We start from the raw sequence: 20,381 nt of genomic DNA, 5'->3' as shown, positions 1-20,381 counted from the left end.
GCAACCTTCGTCTACTTTTCTTTACCAATCTATTCTTCTAAACACTATTCAATTTAGGCACTTCTCTATTTCAAAGGACTCGCTTCCCCCATCTTACCGAACTCATACGATTGATTCTTTTCAGCTAAACTAGCAACCTTATTTTAACAATTAATAGTATATAATTAGAAAGTTGTTTTATTTTTTATTACCACTCCCTATTCCCCTTTGTTTATCAAATTGTAATATTAATAACATTCTATTAGAAACAGGTGACGATATGAAAGATATACGTATTCTTATAGCAGATGACGATAAAGAAATTCGAGACTTATTAAAAAGATATTTAGAGCGAGAATTATATATGGTAGATACTGCAATTAATGGCGAAGAAGCGTTGTGCTTATTTAACCAAAATAACTACAACCTCGTTATATTAGATCTTATGATGCCGAAAGTAGATGGTATCGAGGTGTGCAGAAAACTTAGAGATACAACCAACATTCCTATATTAATGCTAACTGCTAAAGATCACGAAGTTGATAAAATTTTGGGCTTAAGCATAGGTGCTGATGATTATATTACGAAACCTTTCAGTATTCACGAAGTGATTGCAAGAGTAAAAGCTCTTATGCGACGTTTTTTAGTTCTTGGAAGTAATACTAACGTACAAGAGAAAACAGCTTTAACATTTAAAGGACTAACTATCGATTTTAAAAAATACACAGTCCATACGAACGGAAAAGAAATCAACTTAACTGGAAAAGAACTTGAACTATTAAGATTCTTCGCTTCAAACCCAGAGCAAGTATTTACAAAAACACAACTCTTTCGAAATGTATGGGACGATAATTATATAGAAGATGATAATACCGTTATGGTGCATATTAGAAAGCTTAGAAAGAAAATAGAAATCAATTCTTCCAATCCAAAATTTATTCAGACTGTATGGGGAATCGGTTATAAGTTTGTAGGTGAAAAGGTTGAAAATTGATAAGGTCCTCTTTCTTATTTCATTACAACTTATCATTTGCGGACTTTTAAATATAGATATGGGATACCATGTAAAAGTATCTTTATTTATTGCTCTTATCATAATCACAATATACCTTTTCTTTTCAAGAGTTCACTTTATTCAAAGCAACGAATCGATGGTTACTAAATTAAGCCGTGCACTTAAAGGGAATTTACAAACGAGGCTATTCACAAATAACGACCGTTCATTAAATAATATCGTGTTTTCAATAAACGAATTAATAGCTGCATTAGAAAAGGGTCAGATCGAAGCAAGGAAATCCCAAGAAGCTAGAAAACAACTTTTATCTAATATCTCACATGATATCCGGACACCACTCACTTCTATTATTGGATATATTGATGCTTTAAAAGATGATGTCGCTACTTCTGAAGTAGAAAAGCAAGAATATCTTGAAATACTTTATAAGAAATCGAATGACTTAAAACATCTGGTCGATGAAATCTTTAATATGGCCAAGCTAGATGCTGATGAATTTCCATTAAAAGAAGAAGAACTCGATTTTTCTGAAGTTACTAGAGAAGTATTAATCGAATTCTTACCCGAGCTATCAAAACATAACATTGAACTACAAGTTCTCATACCAGAATCTACTTCTCCTATTATTGCAGATCACCTTAGCCTTATACGAATTATAGGTAATCTAATAAAAAACGCTATCCATCACGGAAAAGCTGGGAAAATAGTAGGAGTCGAACTACTAGAAACCAATACAGAATATGAGCTTCTTATTTGGGACAAGGGACCCGGTATTCCAAAACATGATTTACAAAACGTATTTAAGCGGATGTACCGCAGCGAACAATCAAGAAATCCTTCTTACGGTGGTAGTGGCCTCGGACTTTCTATTTCTAAAGCCCTCGTTGAAAAAAATGGTGGGCGTATATGGGTTGACAGTATTCCCCGGGAACGAACTACTTTTAGTTTTTCCGTCCCAAAACACACTATTTTTAAGAAATAGTTAAGAAATGATTAATATGCAGTTAAACCTTCCTTTTTATTATGTAATTAAGAACTTATAGAAAGTAGGTGCCCCCTATAAATACAATTATAAAAACGACAAACCTTACTAAAGTTTATGGGACCCAAAAGTCAGTAGATAATCTAAATATAAATGTACAGCAAGGAGAGATTTATGGATTCATAGGGCGTAACGGTGCTGGTAAAACAACTACAATCCGTATGCTGCTTAGTCTTATAAAACCTACAAGTGGAAATATAGAAATATTCGGTGAGGATTTACTTCGGAATCAAAAAGACATTTTAAGAAGAATTGGTTCTATCGTTGAAGTCCCAGGATTTTATGAAAACTTAACTGCAAGAGAGAACTTATTAATTAATGCAAAGATAATTGGAGTTCACAAAAGGAATGCAATTGAAGAAGCATTAGAAATTGTAGGCTTGCAGCACGAAACAAAAAAACTAGTAGGAAAATACTCTTTAGGAATGAAGCAACGCTTAGGAATTGCACGTGCTCTCCTCCATTATCCTGAACTACTCATACTAGATGAACCAACTAACGGACTAGATCCAATCGGTATTAAAGAAATGCGAAAACTCATTAAATCTTTAGCTCAAGACAGAAATATAACGATACTCATTTCTAGTCATATATTAGCTGAGGTGGAACAACTAGTCGATCGTATGGGAATTATTCATGAAGGAAGGTTATTAGAAGAAGTTTCTCTTGATACACTGCGTAAAGCCAATCGTAAGTACATAGAATTCCAGGTAAATAATGATAATAAAGCTGCGATGCTATTAGAAAATCATTTTCAAATTTTTGATTATGAGGTACATGATGAAGGAAATATTCGCGTTTATTCTCACTTTGGACAGCAAGGACACATCAATAGAACGTTAGTTCGCAATGATGTTGAAGTATTAAAAATTATGATGAGCGAAGATAGACTAGAAGATTATTTCACCAAACTAGTTGGAGGTGGCACAATTGGTTAATCTACTCTATACAGAACTATTAAAATTAAAACGCTCTAATATGTTTTTGATTAGTATTATCGGGGCAGGTGTCGCACCTTTTCTAGTAGTTGTAGCATCTTATATACATATAAAAACAAAACAGCCTACCCCTACTATTTTGTTTCATCAATTATTCACTGAAGTTAACTTGTATACTACTTTAGTTATAGGATTCCCCTTATATGGAGTTGTAATCGCTTATCTATTTACCCGCGAATACACGGAAGATACATTAAAAAATTTGCTAACTATCCCAGTATCACGTATTAGCTTTATTATAAGTAAATTTATCCTTCTATTTCTTTGGATTATGATGCTAACTTTAGTCGCTTGGGCGCTAACTTTATTATTAGGGCTAATAGGTAGCTTCCCTGGATTTAGTATCACCTTACTTTTAGGCTCTCTCGTGAAATTTTTAATATGTGGTGGACTTCTCTTTCTTTTGTCTTCACCTATTGTACTATTAACTCTTGTAATGAAGACCTATGTACCGCCTATTATATTAACAATCATTATTACAATGACTAACCTTATGCTCGTAAACTCAAAGCATAAAGATTTATTTCCGTGGACCGCTACCCTAGATATAGCAAATAACGAATTACAATCCACATATCCACCAGAGTATTCTTATATCATCATTGCAGTAACAGCTATTTTCGGATTTATTACAACACTATTCTATTTTAAAAGAGTAGATATTCATTAATTTATAGGAGTGAAACTATGAGCGATCTTATCATTGCCTTCATACTTGGCATTGTAGAAGGGTTAGCAGAATTTTTACCCATCTCTTCTACTGGCCATCTTATATTAGTCGGACATTTATTAGGTTTTGAAGGAGAAAGGGCAAAAACGTTTGAAATTGTCATACAGTTAGGGGCAATTTTAGCTATCGCGATTTTATATCATAAACGCCTTGTTTCTTTATGTAATATTAAACCCCTTCTACGGAAAGAGAAAAAATTCAATGCATTACATGTTTTTCTAGGTGTATTCCCAGCAGTAGTTGTTGGCTTATTATTACATGATGTTATTAAAACATACTTATTCCAGCCGTATACTGTCGTAATCGGACTTGTAGCAGGAGCAATTCTTATGATTTTTGCAGAAGTAAAAAAGGCAGAGGCAACCTCTTTTTCACTAGATGATTTAACATACCGTCAAGCATTAACAATTGGATTGTTTCAATGCTTAGCAGTATATCCTGGCTTCTCAAGGGCTGGCTCTACTATTTCTGGAGGGCTATTAGCGAAAGTAAATTATAAGGCTGCATCTGAGTTCTCTTTTCTCATTGCCATTCCTGTAATGGTCGGAGCTACAGGGTTAGACTTATTAAAAAGTTGGAAGTATTTAAGTGTAGATGATATTCCTATGTTTGCGGTAGGATTCATTACCTCTTTTCTTGTAGCAATGCTAGCGGTAATAACTTTCCTGAAGCTTTTAGAAAAGATAGGTTTAAAACCTTTTGCATATTATCGTATTTTGTTAGCCATCTTATTTACACTTTTCGTATTGCTATAGCTTCATATAAGCCACATATTATTAAACCGATATTCAAGGAATATCGGTTTTTATCTATTTCACCTCTAGTATTACTCGCTTCAATATGGCATAGTGGGTAATAGATCAATATTAATATTCCCAATATTCTTTACTACCAATCAACACTTCATTAAAATATGTAACGTTAAAAGCTATATTTGAAATCCGAACCTAGTAATAGCATTTCTTCTTTAAACACATATACTGAATTAAAAATAAGCACCTCAATTGATTAAGTATACCTATTACACCACGATAGAACAAATGTTCCCAACCCTTTACATCACTACTTCCTTGTATTTAAGTAATCGTACTATAGTTTTTTCACTTGCACTTATCTTCTCTTCGAAAGACCCCCAATTATAAGATTTAAGTAGGTTTTATCCTATGTCCATATACAAACAGCTGCAAGGTTTAACGTTAGAAAAACAAATCGGATTGCTAACAAATCATTTAGTTTCATTTAATAGTATTAACACGAAGTCGGTATTATAGATGAACTATATGGCATCTTAAAAAACTTCCCTTATTTTCAAGAACATCCTGAGCATGTATGGATTCAATATATCCCTCATAATCCAATAGGGAGGAAAAATGCATTTGCGTTTGTAAAAGGGAAACATGATTCAACTTCTACTATTATCTATCATTCTCATTTAGATACGGTCGGCATTGAAGACTTCAGATCGTTAAAGGAACATGCTTTCTCTCCTGAAACACTCGAACAATATTTTGAAACCTATAAAAGTGATACAAATGTTCAAACCGACGCAAAATCTGGAGAGTGGTTCTTTGGCCGTGGTTCTCTTGATATGAAAATCGGTGCTGCCATTCATCTAGCCAATATACTATACTTCTCAGAACATGTGCATTTAATCGAAGGAAATCTACTTCTCTTATTCAATGGAGATGAAGAAGGGGAACATCGTGAAATTATCTCTGCCTTAACCGAACTAAAAAGATTGAAGCAAGAAAAACAATTACAGTATCGTTTGGCTATTAACAATGATTTTATAACACCTTTATATGATGGAGATACTCAGCGCTACATTTATACAGGAACTGCAGGTAAACTTCTTCCTCGTTTCTATATTTACGGAAGAGAAGTACACGTAGGCGATACATTGTCTGGCATTGATCCTAATTTTATTGCAACCCAAATCACAAATAGACTACATAACAACTATATCCATTACCATATGAAACAATCCGCAAATTAAAAATCCCGTCTATTACTATGGGCGTCTACGGGAAAAATGGCCATAAATGGACAGAACGGGTTTATAAACCATATTCATTCAGCTATTACTTTTATTGATCCGTAATACAGCAATACAAATTTTAAATGACTACAAAACTATTACAAATAAGCAAATTGCCCAGGGCTTATAAAGAAAATGAACTTTAACTAAAGTGAGGTAAATATACAAATGAATCCATTAGCGCAAACATATTGGGATACTTATTGGGGGAACAATGAAAAACCGAAATCCGTTACAGCTTGGCAATTTGGTGATTCTCCTGATTATCTCGCTAAACTAGTCATTGATGGTGTTAAAACCGCAACATGCTCCGGTCATATTTTTTATGAATTAGAAAACGAACCGCTGCCGACAACTAAAGATTATAGTATTATACTCAATAGTCAGGATGAACCTGTAGCACTTATTAAGACAATAGAAGTAACTGTAACACCAATGAATGAAGTAACCGAAGAATTTGCTATAGCTGAAGGTGAAGGCGATCATACTTATAATTACTGGAGAGACACCCATATACAGTTCTTTACAAAGGAACTATATGAGCTTGGCCTTGGCTTTTCTGAAGATATGCTACTCGTTTGTGAACGTTTTGAGCTTATCGATATAAAAAATAAAGTGAAACTATAATAAATAGAAGTAATACCCTTACTTTTACGCAAATAAGCTTGTTATCAATAGGTTTCTTGAACCATAGATAACAAGCTTATTTCATTAAACACAAAAAAGACGAGTCATTCTGACTCATCTTAAAGTTGCTTGGCGACGTCCTACTCTCACAGGGACAAGGTCCCAACTACCATCGGCGCTAGAGAGCTTAACTTCCGTGTTCGGTATGGGAACGGGTGTGACCTCTCTGCCATCATCACCAAACTATTGAAGGTATATTCCTTCAAAACTAGATAACATTTGCTTCATATTATATGGTTAAGTCCTCGATCTATTAGTATTCGTCAGCTCCACATGTCACCATGCTTCCACCTCGAACCTATCAACCTGATCATCTTTCAGGGATCTTACTAGCTTACGCTATGGGAAATCTCATCTTGAGGGGGGCTTCATGCTTAGATGCTTTCAGCACTTATCCCTTCCGCACATAGCTACCCAGCTATGCCCTTGGCAGAACAACTGGTACACCAGCGGTGCGTCCATCCCGGTCCTCTCGTACTAAGGACAGCTCCTCTCAAATTTCCTGCGCCCACGACGGATAGGGACCGAACTGTCTCACGACGTTCTGAACCCAGCTCGCGTACCGCTTTAATGGGCGAACAGCCCAACCCTTGGGACCGACTACAGCCCCAGGATGCGATGAGCCGACATCGAGGTGCCAAACCTCCCCGTCGATGTGGACTCTTGGGGGAGATAAGCCTGTTATCCCCGGGGTAGCTTTTATCCGTTGAGCGATGGCCCTTCCATGCGGAACCACCGGATCACTAAGCCCGACTTTCGTCCCTGCTCGACTTGTAGGTCTCGCAGTCAAGCTCCCTTATGCCTTTGCACTCTACGAATGATTTCCAACCATTCTGAGGGAACCTTTGGGCGCCTCCGTTACACTTTAGGAGGCGACCGCCCCAGTCAAACTGCCCACCTGACACTGTCTCCCGGGTCGATAAGACCCGTAGGTTAGAATTTCAATACAGTCAGGGCGGTATCCCACCAGCGCCTCCACCGAAGCTAGCGCTCCGGTTTCAATGGCTCCCGCCTATCCTGTACAAACTGTACCAAAATTCAATATCAGGCTACAGTAAAGCTCCACGGGGTCTTTCCGTCCTGTCGCGGGTAACCTGCATCTTCACAGGTACTATAATTTCACCGAGTCTCTGGTTGAGACAGTGCCCAAATCGTTACACCTTTCGTGCGGGTCGGAACTTACCCGACAAGGAATTTCGCTACCTTAGGACCGTTATAGTTACGGCCGCCGTTTACTGGGGCTTCAGTTCAGAGCTTCGCTTACGCTAACCCCTCTCCTTAACCTTCCAGCACCGGGCAGGTGTCAGCCCCTATACTTCGCCTTACGGCTTCGCAGAGACCTGTGTTTTTGCTAAACAGTCGCTTGGGCCTATTCACTGCGGCTTTCCGTTAAGAAAGCACCCCTTCTCCCGAAGTTACGGGGTCATTTTGCCGAGTTCCTTAACCAGAGTTCTCTCGCACACCTTAGGATTCTCTCCTCGCCTACCTGTGTCGGTTTGCGGTACAGGCACCTTTTATCTCGCTAGAAGCTTTTCTTGGCAGCGGGGAATCAAAGACTTCGCTCCATAAGGAGCTTCCCCATCACAGCTCAGCCTTCACGATAAGCGGATTTGCCTACTTATCAGCCTAACTGCTTGGACGTGCACAACCAATCGCACGCTTCTTCTATCCTTCTGCGTCCCTCCATTGCTCAAACGATAAAGAGGTGGTACAGGAATATCAACCTGTTGTCCATCGCCTACGCCTGTCGGCCTCGGCTTAGGTCCTGACTAACCCTGAGCGGACGAGCCTTCCTCAGGAAACCTTAGGCATTCGGTGGACGGGATTCTCACCCGTCTTTCGCTACTCATACCGGCATTCTCACTTCTAAGCGCTCCACCAGTCCTTCCGGTCTGACTTCACTGCACTTAGAACGCTCCCCTACCACTGATACCATTGGTATCAATTCGCAGCTTCGGTGGTGTATTTAGCCCCGGTACATTTTCGGCGCAGAGTCACTCGACTAGTGAGCTATTACGCACTCTTTAAATGGTGGCTGCTTCTGAGCCAACATCCTAGTTGTCTAAGCAACTCCACATCCTTTTCCACTTAATACACACTTTGGGACCTTAGCTGGCGATCTGGGCTGTTTCCCTCTTGACTACGGATCTTATCACTCGCAGTCTGACTCCTAAGGATAAGTCATTGGCATTCGGAGTTTGACTGAATTCGGTAATCCGATGAGGACCCCTAGTTCAATCAGTGCTCTACCTCCAAGACTCTTACACTTAAGGCTAGCCCTAAAGCTATTTCGGGGAGAACCAGCTATCTCCAGGTTCGATTGGAATTTCTCCGCTACCCACACCTCATCCCCGCACTTTTCAACGTGCGTGGGTTCGGGCCTCCATTCAGTGTTACCTGAACTTCACCCTGGACATGGGTAGATCACCTGGTTTCGGGTCTACGACCACGTACTAAACGCCCTATTCAGACTCGCTTTCGCTGCGGCTCCGCCTCTTCAGCTTAACCTTGCACGGGATCGTAACTCGCCGGTTCATTCTACAAAAGGCACGCCATCACCCATTAACGGGCTCTGACTATTTGTAGGCACACGGTTTCAGGATCTCTTTCACTCCCCTTCCGGGGTGCTTTTCACCTTTCCCTCACGGTACTGGTTCACTATCGATCACTAGGGAGTATTTAGCCTTGGGAGATGGTCCTCCCAGATTCCGACGGAATTTCACGTGTTCCGCCGTACTCAGGATACATTCAAGAGAGAACGAAGTTTCGACTACGGGGTTATTACCCTCTGTGACGGACCTTTCCAGGTCGCTTCGTCTACCTCGTTCCTTTGTAACTCCGTATAGAATGTCCTACAACCCCAAGAGGCAAGCCTCTTGGTTTGGGCTAGATTCCGTTTCGCTCGCCGCTACTCAGGAAATCGCATTTGCTTTCTCTTCCTCCAGGTACTTAGATGTTTCAGTTCCCTGGGTCTGTCTTCCATACCCTATGTATTCAGGTAAGGATACCATACCATTACGTATAGTGGGTTTCCCCATTCGGAAATCTTCGGATCAAAGCTTACTTACAGCTCCCCGAAGCATATCGGCGTTAGTCCCGTCCTTCATCGACTCCTAGTGTCAAGGCATCCACCGTGCGCCCTTTCTAACTTAACCAAACTAAAATTAAAAAAATATGAGCTACACTGTTATCTAGTTTTCAAAGAACATACATTTAAACTTGAGAGATAGTTCTCTCAAAACTGAACGAAACAAAACAAGTCAACGTTTATTGATGAACTGCGTTCATCAATTCTCCATAGAAAGGAGGTGATCCAGCCGCACCTTCCGATACGGCTACCTTGTTACGACTTCACCCCAATCATCTGTCCCACCTTAGGCGGCTGGCTCCATAAAGGTTACCCCACCGACTTCGGGTGTTACAAACTCTCGTGGTGTGACGGGCGGTGTGTACAAGGCCCGGGAACGTATTCACCGCGGCATGCTGATCCGCGATTACTAGCGATTCCAGCTTCATGTAGGCGAGTTGCAGCCTACAATCCGAACTGAGAACGGTTTTATGAGATTAGCTCCACCTCGCGGTCTTGCAGCTCTTTGTACCGTCCATTGTAGCACGTGTGTAGCCCAGGTCATAAGGGGCATGATGATTTGACGTCATCCCCACCTTCCTCCGGTTTGTCACCGGCAGTCACCTTAGAGTGCCCAACTTAATGATGGCAACTAAGATCAAGGGTTGCGCTCGTTGCGGGACTTAACCCAACATCTCACGACACGAGCTGACGACAACCATGCACCACCTGTCACTCTGCTCCCGAAGGAGAAGCTCTATCTCTAGAGTTTTCAGAGGATGTCAAGACCTGGTAAGGTTCTTCGCGTTGCTTCGAATTAAACCACATGCTCCACCGCTTGTGCGGGCCCCCGTCAATTCCTTTGAGTTTCAGCCTTGCGGCCGTACTCCCCAGGCGGAGTGCTTAATGCGTTAACTTCAGCACTAAAGGGCGGAAACCCTCTAACACTTAGCACTCATCGTTTACGGCGTGGACTACCAGGGTATCTAATCCTGTTTGCTCCCCACGCTTTCGCGCCTCAGTGTCAGTTACAGACCAGAAAGTCGCCTTCGCCACTGGTGTTCCTCCATATCTCTACGCATTTCACCGCTACACATGGAATTCCACTTTCCTCTTCTGCACTCAAGTCTCCCAGTTTCCAATGACCCTCCACGGTTGAGCCGTGGGCTTTCACATCAGACTTAAGAAACCACCTGCGCGCGCTTTACGCCCAATAATTCCGGATAACGCTTGCCACCTACGTATTACCGCGGCTGCTGGCACGTAGTTAGCCGTGGCTTTCTGGTTAGGTACCGTCAAGGTGCCAGCTTATTCAACTAGCACTTGTTCTTCCCTAACAACAGAGTTTTACGACCCGAAAGCCTTCATCACTCACGCGGCGTTGCTCCGTCAGACTTTCGTCCATTGCGGAAGATTCCCTACTGCTGCCTCCCGTAGGAGTCTGGGCCGTGTCTCAGTCCCAGTGTGGCCGATCACCCTCTCAGGTCGGCTACGCATCGTTGCCTTGGTGAGCCGTTACCTCACCAACTAGCTAATGCGACGCGGGTCCATCCATAAGTGACAGCCGAAGCCGCCTTTCAATTTCGAACTATGCAGTTCAAAATATTATCCGGTATTAGCCCCGGTTTCCCGGAGTTATCCCAGTCTTATGGGTAGGTTACCCACGTGTTACTCACCCGTCCGCCGCTAACTTCATAAGAGCAAGCTCTTAATCCATTCGCTCGACTTGCATGTATTAGGCACGCCGCCAGCGTTCATCCTGAGCCAGGATCAAACTCTCCAATAAAGTTAGTTTGTCTAGCATCTAAAAATAAAAATTGACGTTTACGTTGTTTGTTTCGTTCAGTTTTCAAAGAACTTGTTTGTCGCTCATTTGCGACTCCCTTATGTTAACATTTTCATATTTCAATGTCAACCAAGTTTTTTTATTTCTTTTGTCGCTTTCTGCGTTGTTGCTATCGGCGACTTGTTCTATATTACACCTCTATAGGATAATCGTCAACACCTTTTTATAAAGATATTTAATTTAATATGTTCACACCACTTTATCCCGCTATTTGCGGACAGTAAGACTCCCACCTCAAAGTTAGGCTGAAGCAAAGAAGTTAGTAGTGAGCCTGACGATCCATAAATTCCCGATTAGTAAAGGTTACATAAGAATCCACGAAGACTTTACTAAATAGCAATCATTGTCTACCTCTATCTACTAATCTCCCCTAACAAACCTCTCTATTTCAAGAGGATTATCCCCCGTACATTACTGGGTTCCACAAGAAATTCTTTTCTAGCAACTTCATTTACTCTCCTTATCTTAATTACAATATCTCTTTCTAACAGTGCACACACTCTTCTTCACTCTCCTGAACCATTCATAATAGAATGAACCGACTATAGACTAGATTCAATTAATATTAAAAATTATGATGAGTAAAGGACCATTCGTAGATTATTTCATAAAACCAGTTGGAAATAGAATAATTGGTTCGTTTACAGATTTCACGATACTTTCATAGAAAAACACTCATTATTTTGATACACGTCAACTATAGACAAGAACAAGACACTAAAACATATGAACATGCCGCTGTCATAGCACCGTGGCTCACGAACCTATACGATCTATAGTGAGAGTAGTGATGGCACACTACAATCTTGCACGTCAGCGATACCAAAAATGGACTTCGCCTTTGGTAGCAAGAATCACACTGATGTTAATCAGGTTGCCCCTTTAACAATGGGAGTGTCAATAAATCCAATATTAATAATTGAAATATACTTTACTGAAGAACCACCTCACTAAGGTATGTAAAGTTACAAGCTATACTGGAAATCCGAACCTAGTATGGCAGCTCTTCTTTAAACACATATGTCCAATAGAAAATAAGCGCCTCAATTGATTGAGTATGCCCATTACACCATTCAAGAACAAACGTTCTAACCTCTTGTTATACACCACTACTTCCTTGCATTTAAGTAATCACACTATAATTTTTCACTTACACTTATCTTCTATATAAAAGCTCCAAAATTATAAAATTTAAAGAGTTGTATCCTATATCTATATACAGAAAACAGTAAGCTTTTCCGTTAGAAGAGCAAATAGCATTGCTAACAAAGCATATAGTTTCATTATTTCCAACCAAATTACAAATAGAGTATATAACTACCTGCATTTATTCCCGATGAACCCATTCTTCCTCCAACTTATTTATATCAACGTGATAATAAAGACAAATATGCTGTTCAAATAGCAACCAGTGGCCAACTATACTTTAGTTATCTTATTTATAAGGCTACACAAAAAAAGATTCTTATCCAACTACTAGAGGAAACAAGTAGAACTTATAAAAAAGCTGAACACTATGTACAAGAGCAGTTCCAATATTACTACTCACAACTGATCTTCCCGCCCCAGAGATTTCCTTGGGAATTTCGTGTAACAAACTACAAAGAAGATTATAGAGTCTAAACATTAATCCACACATCTTTATCCAAAATGTTATATGCGAAAGTACTACATAAGACTTTCAAGAACTATATTTTGAAATTATCGCCGCTCTTCAAAAGCCAGATTCAGAAAAAAGAACACGCGCTATTATCTTTTTAACTCCACCACTTTCACCATATAACTATTTAAAACAAATAAAGTGAAACTTTAATCAGTGGGGGTTTACGGGCAGCAGGGCTCCCACCTAACTTCTTTGCTCCAGCTGAATTTTGAGGTGGGAGTTTTACTGCCCGGCGAATAGCGGGATAAATGAAACAAATAGCCTGTTACAATGAACTTTTTTCTTCAAACTTTTTCATGTACCACTATTCGGGTTCACTTCAATTTAACATGTGGTAGCTTCTTTGCTATTCACGAATTAAAGCCATTATCATACGAAACAATTCAGAGATTAAACATCCCGTCATTAAAGATGTCTAAGAAAAAGATCCTCATAAATGGAGTGAACTTGTTTAAAAGCCATATTTATTCAGTTTATTATCTTCATTGATCCGTGGATTTCAAATAACTACAAAGCTATTACAAATAAACACTATGCTACTTGCTCATGAACGTTTTGAGCTTATCGATGTAAGAAACAAAGTGAAGCCTATATAAATACACTTACCTTTAAACAAATAAGCTTGTTATCAATAGGTTTCTTGAACCATAGATAACAAGCTTATTTCATTAAACACAAAAAAGACGAGTCATTCTGACTCATCTTAAAGTTGCTTGGCGACGTCCTACTCTCACAGGGACAAGGTCCCAACTACCATCGGCGCTAGAGAGCTTAACTTCCGTGTTCGGTATGGGAACGGGTGTGACCTCTCTGCCATCATCACCAAACTATTGAAGGTATATTCCTTCAAAACTAGATAACATTTGCTTCATATTATATGGTTAAGTCCTCGATCTATTAGTATTCGTCAGCTCCACATGTCACCATGCTTCCACCTCGAACCTATCAACCTGATCATCTTTCAGGGATCTTACTAGCTTACGCTATGGGAAATCTCATCTTGAGGGGGGCTTCATGCTTAGATGCTTTCAGCACTTATCCCTTCCGCACATAGCTACCCAGCTATGCCCTTGGCAGAACAACTGGTACACCAGCGGTGCGTCCATCCCGGTCCTCTCGTACTAAGGACAGCTCCTCTCAAATTTCCTGCGCCCACGACGGATAGGGACCGAACTGTCTCACGACGTTCTGAACCCAGCTCGCGTACCGCTTTAATGGGCGAACAGCCCAACCCTTGGGACCGACTACAGCCCCAGGATGCGATGAGCCGACATCGAGGTGCCAAACCTCCCCGTCGATGTGGACTCTTGGGGGAGATAAGCCTGTTATCCCCGGGGTAGCTTTTATCCGTTGAGCGATGGCCCTTCCATGCGGAACCACCGGATCACTAAGCCCGACTTTCGTCCCTGCTCGACTTGTAGGTCTCGCAGTCAAGCTCCCTTATGCCTTTGCACTCTACGAATGATTTCCAACCATTCTGAGGGAACCTTTGGGCGCCTCCGTTACACTTTAGGAGGCGACCGCCCCAGTCAAACTGCCCACCTGACACTGTCTCCCGGGTCGATAAGACCCGTAGGTTAGAATTTCAATACAGTCAGGGCGGTATCCCACCAGCGCCTCCACCGAAGCTAGCGCTCCGGTTTCAATGGCTCCCGCCTATCCTGTACAAACTGTACCAAAATTCAATATCAGGCTACAGTAAAGCTCCACGGGGTCTTTCCGTCCTGTCGCGGGTAACCTGCATCTTCACAGGTACTATAATTTCACCGAGTCTCTGGTTGAGACAGTGCCCAAATCGTTACACCTTTCGTGCGGGTCGGAACTTACCCGACAAGGAATTTCGCTACCTTAGGACCGTTATAGTTACGGCCGCCGTTTACTGGGGCTTCAGTTCAGAGCTTCGCTTACGCTAACCCCTCTCCTTAACCTTCCAGCACCGGGCAGGTGTCAGCCCCTATACTTCGCCTTACGGCTTCGCAGAGACCTGTGTTTTTGCTAAACAGTCGCTTGGGCCTATTCACTGCGGCTTTCCGTTAAGAAAGCACCCCTTCTCCCGAAGTTACGGGGTCATTTTGCCGAGTTCCTTAACCAGAGTTCTCTCGCACACCTTAGGATTCTCTCCTCGCCTACCTGTGTCGGTTTGCGGTACAGGCACCTTTTATCTCGCTAGAAGCTTTTCTTGGCAGCGGGGAATCAAAGACTTCGCTCCATAAGGAGCTTCCCCATCACAGCTCAGCCTTCACGATAAGCGGATTTGCCTACTTATCAGCCTAACTGCTTGGACGTGCACAACCAATCGCACGCTTCTTCTATCCTTCTGCGTCCCTCCATTGCTCAAACGATAAAGAGGTGGTACAGGAATATCAACCTGTTGTCCATCGCCTACGCCTGTCGGCCTCGGCTTAGGTCCTGACTAACCCTGAGCGGACGAGCCTTCCTCAGGAAACCTTAGGCATTCGGTGGACGGGATTCTCACCCGTCTTTCGCTACTCATACCGGCATTCTCACTTCTAAGCGCTCCACCAGTCCTTCCGGTCTGACTTCACTGCACTTAGAACGCTCCCCTACCACTGATACCATTGGTATCAATTCGCAGCTTCGGTGGTGTATTTAGCCCCGGTACATTTTCGGCGCAGAGTCACTCGACTAGTGAGCTATTACGCACTCTTTAAATGGTGGCTGCTTCTGAGCCAACATCCTAGTTGTCTAAGCAACTCCACATCCTTTTCCACTTAATACACACTTTGGGACCTTAGCTGGCGATCTGGGCTGTTTCCCTCTTGACTACGGATCTTATCACTCGCAGTCTGACTCCTAAGGATAAGTCATTGGCATTCGGAGTTTGACTGAATTCGGTAATCCGATGAGGACCCCTAGTTCAATCAGTGCTCTACCTCCAAGACTCTTACACTTAAGGCTAGCCCTAAAGCTATTTCGGGGAGAACCAGCTATCTCCAGGTTCGATTGGAATTTCTCCGCTACCCACACCTCATCCCCGCACTTTTCAACGTGCGTGGGTTCGGGCCTCCATTCAGTGTTACCTGAACTTCACCCTGGACATGGGTAGATCACCTGGTTTCGGGTCTACGACCACGTACTAAACGCCCTATTCAGACTCGCTTTCGCTGCGGCTCCGCCTCTTCAGCTTAACCTTGCACGGGATCGTAACTCGCCGGTTCATTCTACAAAAGGCACGCCATCACCCATTAACGGGCTCTGACTATTTGTAGGCACACGGTTTCAGGATCTCTTTCACTCCCCTTCCGGGGTGCTTTTCACCTTTCCCTCACGGTACTGGTTCACTATCGATCACTAGGGAGTATTTAGCCTTGGGAGATGGTCCTCCCAGATTCCGACGGAATTTCACGTGTTCCGCCGTACTCAGGATACATTCAAGAGAGAACGAAGTTTCGACTACGGGGTTATTACCCTCTGTGACGGACCTTTCCAGGTCGCTTCGTCTACCTCGTTCCTTTGTAACTCCGTATAGAATGTCCTACAACCCCAAGAGGCAAGCCTCTTGGTTTGGGCTAGATTCCGTTTCGCTCGCCGCTACTCAGGAAATCGCATTTGCTTTCTCTTCCTCCAGGTACTTAGATGTTTCAGTTCCCTGGGTCTGTCTTCCATACCCTATGTATTCAGGTAAGGATACCATACCATTACGTATAGTGGGTTTCCCCATTCGGAAATCTTCGGATCAAAGCTTACTTACAGCTCCCCGAAGCATATCGGCGTTAGTCCCGTCCTTCATCGACTCCTAGTGTCAAGGCATCCACCGTGCGCCCTTTCTAACTTAACCAAACTAAAATTAAAAAAATATGAGCTACACTGTTATCTAGTTTTCAAAGAACATACATTTAAACTTGAGAGATAGTTCTCTCAAAACTGAACGAAACAAAACAAGTCAACGTTTATTGATGAACTGCGTTCATCAATTCTCCATAGAAAGGAGGTGATCCAGCCGCACCTTCCGATACGGCTACCTTGTTACGACTTCACCCCAATCATCTGTCCCACCTTAGGCGGCTGGCTCCATAAAGGTTACCCCACCGACTTCGGGTGTTACAAACTCTCGTGGTGTGACGGGCGGTGTGTACAAGGCCCGGGAACGTATTCACCGCGGCATGCTGATCCGCGATTACTAGCGATTCCAGCTTCATGTAGGCGAGTTGCAGCCTACAATCCGAACTGAGAACGGTTTTATGAGATTAGCTCCACCTCGCGGTCTTGCAGCTCTTTGTACCGTCCATTGTAGCACGTGTGTAGCCCAGGTCATAAGGGGCATGATGATTTGACGTCATCCCCACCTTCCTCCGGTTTGTCACCGGCAGTCACCTTAGAGTGCCCAACTTAATGATGGCAACTAAGATCAAGGGTTGCGCTCGTTGCGGGACTTAACCCAACATCTCACGACACGAGCTGACGACAACCATGCACCACCTGTCACTCTGCTCCCGAAGGAGAAGCTCTATCTCTAGAGTTTTCAGAGGATGTCAAGACCTGGTAAGGTTCTTCGCGTTGCTTCGAATTAAACCACATGCTCCACCGCTTGTGCGGGCCCCCGTCAATTCCTTTGAGTTTCAGCCTTGCGGCCGTACTCCCCAGGCGGAGTGCTTAATGCGTTAACTTCAGCACTAAAGGGCGGAAACCCTCTAACACTTAGCACTCATCGTTTACGGCGTGGACTACCAGGGTATCTAATCCTGTTTGCTCCCCACGCTTTCGCGCCTCAGTGTCAGTTACAGACCAGAAAGTCGCCTTCGCCACTGGTGTTCCTCCATATCTCTACGCATTTCACCGCTACACATGGAATTCCACTTTCCTCTTCTGCACTCAAGTCTCCCAGTTTCCAATGACCCTCCACGGTTGAGCCGTGGGCTTTCACATCAGACTTAAGAAACCACCTGCGCGCGCTTTACGCCCAATAATTCCGGATAACGCTTGCCACCTACGTATTACCGCGGCTGCTGGCACGTAGTTAGCCGTGGCTTTCTGGTTAGGTACCGTCAAGGTGCCAGCTTATTCAACTAGCACTTGTTCTTCCCTAACAACAGAGTTTTACGACCCGAAAGCCTTCATCACTCACGCGGCGTTGCTCCGTCAGACTTTCGTCCATTGCGGAAGATTCCCTACTGCTGCCTCCCGTAGGAGTCTGGGCCGTGTCTCAGTCCCAGTGTGGCCGATCACCCTCTCAGGTCGGCTACGCATCGTTGCCTTGGTGAGCCGTTACCTCACCAACTAGCTAATGCGACGCGGGTCCATCCATAAGTGACAGCCGAAGCCGCCTTTCAATTTCGAACTATGCAGTTCAAAATATTATCCGGTATTAGCCCCGGTTTCCCGGAGTTATCCCAGTCTTATGGGTAGGTTACCCACGTGTTACTCACCCGTCCGCCGCTAACTTCATAAGAGCAAGCTCTTAATCCATTCGCTCGACTTGCATGTATTAGGCACGCCGCCAGCGTTCATCCTGAGCCAGGATCAAACTCTCCAATAAAGTTAGTTTGTCTAGCATCTAAAAATAAAAATTGACGTTTACGTTGTTTGTTTCGTTCAGTTTTCAAAGAACTTGTTTGTCGCTCATTTGCGACTCCCTTATGTTAACATTTTCATATTTCAATGTCAACCAAGTTTTTTTATTTCTTTTGTCACTTTCTGCGTTGTTGCTATCGGCGACTTGTTCTATATTACACCTATGTATGTTAATCGTCAATAGTTTTAAATAAGTTTTTTATAAAAATATGAATTAACTATACCAACAATCCGTTAGCACAATAATAATACACTTGAATGTAACTCCCCAAAAATAAACTAAATACGAATAACCTATAAAAGTCACTGTAGGTTATTCGTATTTAGTTGTCATTAATATACATATGACATTTTAAATTTATCCCCTCATTACATTATGTACACCATAATAGAAAGAAAGAATTAAATATTATTCCTTTGAAGGTATCGAGCAGCTACCATCTGCACAATAATCATCTGTTGTACTATTTATTGAAAGATCTTGAAGTTCAGACTTAGGATTCTCTTCTTCCCACACCTGCTGAAGTGCACCAACAAAGGTTTCAAGTGGTTGTGCACCTGAAATAGCATACTTTTGATTAACAATAAAATAAGGTACCCCTGTAATTTTATATTGTTGGGCAATTGATTCATCAATCCTAACCTCATTGGCATAAGCATTTTTATTATGAATAACATTTAAAGCCTCTTCCCTATCTAGACCGGAAGCTTCAGCAATATTAGCTAGTGTTTCCACATCACTTAAGTTTCTCGATTCAGTGAAATATGCAAAAAGTAGATTTTCTGTAATCTCCTTTTCCTTCCCCTGATCCTTTGCGAATTTCGCCAAACGATGTGCATCAAAAGTATTTGTTGGCTTCATCTCTTCAAAATTGAAACTTAAACCCATACTAGCTGCATGATTGCCTAGTTGTATATTATTACGATCAGCTTCTTCAACACTAATTCCATACTTCGATGCAAGTACTTCATTAATACTCGTTCCAGAGTAGATCGGAGCATTTTGATCTAATTCAAAACTTTTAAACTCAACTTCAACATCTTTCTTATGTGGAAATTGCTCTAAAGCCATTTCTAATCTACGCTTCCCAATATAGCAAAACGGGCATACAAAATCAGACCAAACTTCAATTTTCATATGAACACCTCATTAACATTTATTTTTCAATCATTGTAGCACTGACGTTACGGAATTCAAAAATTTATGCCTCAAGAAGTTACGACTACTAATCAAAGAAGATTTCATGCACATATATACACTTCAATTGTAAATGAGCTCCTTGTTCAACATTCCTATATCTCACTACATATTTAGCCATAATATAGCTGTTCTCATAATAGTTGAAAAGCACCTGTATTATTTCCATAGATTATGTACTACTTCCCTATACTTAATAACAAAAAAATATCCCTCAAAACGCTACTATTATAAGAATAAAAAATTAAACAAGCCCGTCTATATAAAATGCAATTATATAGACGGGCTTGTTTAATAGATTTAGCAAACTGCAAACTCAAAGGAAGCAATTATACAAATCTATATTATTGAAATTATGAACGGAGTTATTTTCAAAAGTATATTAGTGAAGAAGATTTAGATGTCCAATCATGAAGAAGAAATATTTACCGGCAGAAATACCTCTAATGTTTATTAGTTAAGGGATACTGCATACAGGGTTTCAAGGAAAAATAGCTATACAATTCATAAACCATTAAATCATTTAGAGCATAGAAGCTTCAATTATGCGCCAAATTTTTTAGAAATTAATTATAAAAGAAGAGAG

At 41.8% G+C, this 20,381-nt stretch carries 7 protein-coding genes, 6 rRNA genes and 1 pseudogene; 7 read left to right on the top strand and 7 right to left on the bottom strand.

Features of this window, described 5'->3' with window-relative positions; genetic code table 11:
• Window positions 1-259 precede the first annotated feature (259 nt).
• The 7 genes and pseudogenes from NSQ47_RS22310 (at window position 260) to NSQ47_RS22280 (ending at window position 6,429) form a co-directional block, all read left to right on the top strand.
• Window positions 260-973 carry a response regulator transcription factor gene (locus NSQ47_RS22310; protein WP_341038005.1) on the top strand — a complete coding sequence of 238 codons (714 nt, stop codon included), beginning with the start codon at window positions 260-262 and terminating at the stop codon, window positions 971-973.
• Window positions 963-1,976, top strand: coding sequence for a sensor histidine kinase (locus NSQ47_RS22305; protein WP_341038003.1), 1,014 nt, complete (start codon window positions 963-965; stop codon window positions 1,974-1,976). Before NSQ47_RS22310 ends, NSQ47_RS22305 begins: the two co-directional genes overlap by 11 nt.
• Window positions 1,977-2,044: 68 nt before the next feature.
• On the top strand, window positions 2,045-2,974 hold the full coding sequence (locus tag NSQ47_RS22300; RefSeq protein ID WP_341038002.1) for an ABC transporter ATP-binding protein: 930 nt from the start codon (window positions 2,045-2,047) through the stop codon (window positions 2,972-2,974).
• On the top strand, window positions 2,967-3,704 hold the full coding sequence (locus NSQ47_RS22295) for an ABC transporter permease (RefSeq protein ID WP_341038001.1): 738 nt from the start codon (window positions 2,967-2,969) through the stop codon (window positions 3,702-3,704). The genes NSQ47_RS22300 and NSQ47_RS22295 overlap by 8 nt, the downstream gene beginning before the upstream one ends.
• Before the next feature lie 17 nt (window positions 3,705-3,721).
• Entirely contained in the window at window positions 3,722-4,519 is a 798-nt protein-coding gene (uppP, locus tag NSQ47_RS22290) for an undecaprenyl-diphosphate phosphatase UppP (RefSeq protein ID WP_341038000.1), read from the top strand.
• Between the two features lie 530 nt (window positions 4,520-5,049).
• Window positions 5,050-5,724: pseudogene (locus NSQ47_RS22285) on the top strand (M20/M25/M40 family metallo-hydrolase); the annotation flags it as partial.
• Between the two features lie 246 nt (window positions 5,725-5,970).
• Window positions 5,971-6,429: an ASCH domain-containing protein gene (locus NSQ47_RS22280; protein WP_341037999.1), complete on the top strand. Its 459-nt coding sequence runs from the start codon at window positions 5,971-5,973 to the stop codon at window positions 6,427-6,429.
• A 127-nt stretch (window positions 6,430-6,556) separates the two neighbouring features.
• Here the strand turns inward: NSQ47_RS22280 and rrf (NSQ47_RS22275) are convergent.
• The 7 genes from rrf (NSQ47_RS22275) to NSQ47_RS22245 form a co-directional block, all read right to left on the bottom strand.
• Window positions 6,557-6,672: ribosomal RNA gene (gene rrf / locus NSQ47_RS22275) — 5S ribosomal RNA — on the bottom strand.
• Window positions 6,673-6,722: 50 nt separating this feature from the next.
• Window positions 6,723-9,644, bottom strand: a 23S ribosomal RNA gene (locus tag NSQ47_RS22270).
• A 146-nt stretch (window positions 9,645-9,790) separates the two neighbouring features.
• Window positions 9,791-11,342 (bottom strand): 16S ribosomal RNA (locus NSQ47_RS22265).
• The 16S, 23S and 5S rRNA genes sit together here, the layout of an rRNA operon.
• Window positions 11,343-13,776: 2,434 nt before the next feature.
• Window positions 13,777-13,892: ribosomal RNA gene (gene rrf / locus NSQ47_RS22260) — 5S ribosomal RNA — on the bottom strand.
• 50 nt (window positions 13,893-13,942) lie between these two features.
• Window positions 13,943-16,864 (bottom strand): 23S ribosomal RNA (locus NSQ47_RS22255).
• A gap of 146 nt (window positions 16,865-17,010) precedes the next feature.
• A 16S ribosomal RNA gene (locus NSQ47_RS22250) occupies window positions 17,011-18,562 on the bottom strand.
• Between the two features lie 444 nt (window positions 18,563-19,006).
• Window positions 19,007-19,735 carry a DsbA family oxidoreductase gene (locus NSQ47_RS22245; protein ID WP_002016772.1) on the bottom strand — a complete coding sequence of 243 codons (729 nt, stop codon included), beginning with the start codon at window positions 19,733-19,735 and terminating at the stop codon, window positions 19,007-19,009.
• Window positions 19,736-20,381: the final 646 nt, after the last annotated feature.

Origin of the sequence: Bacillus sp. FSL R10-2780 (assembly GCF_038006125.1) — a bacterium.
GTDB classification, from domain to species: domain Bacteria; phylum Bacillota; class Bacilli; order Bacillales; family Bacillaceae_G; genus Bacillus_A; species Bacillus_A cereus_U.
The sequence above is the reverse complement of the archived record's forward strand: the minus strand, read 5'-3'. Positions and strand labels throughout refer to the sequence as shown.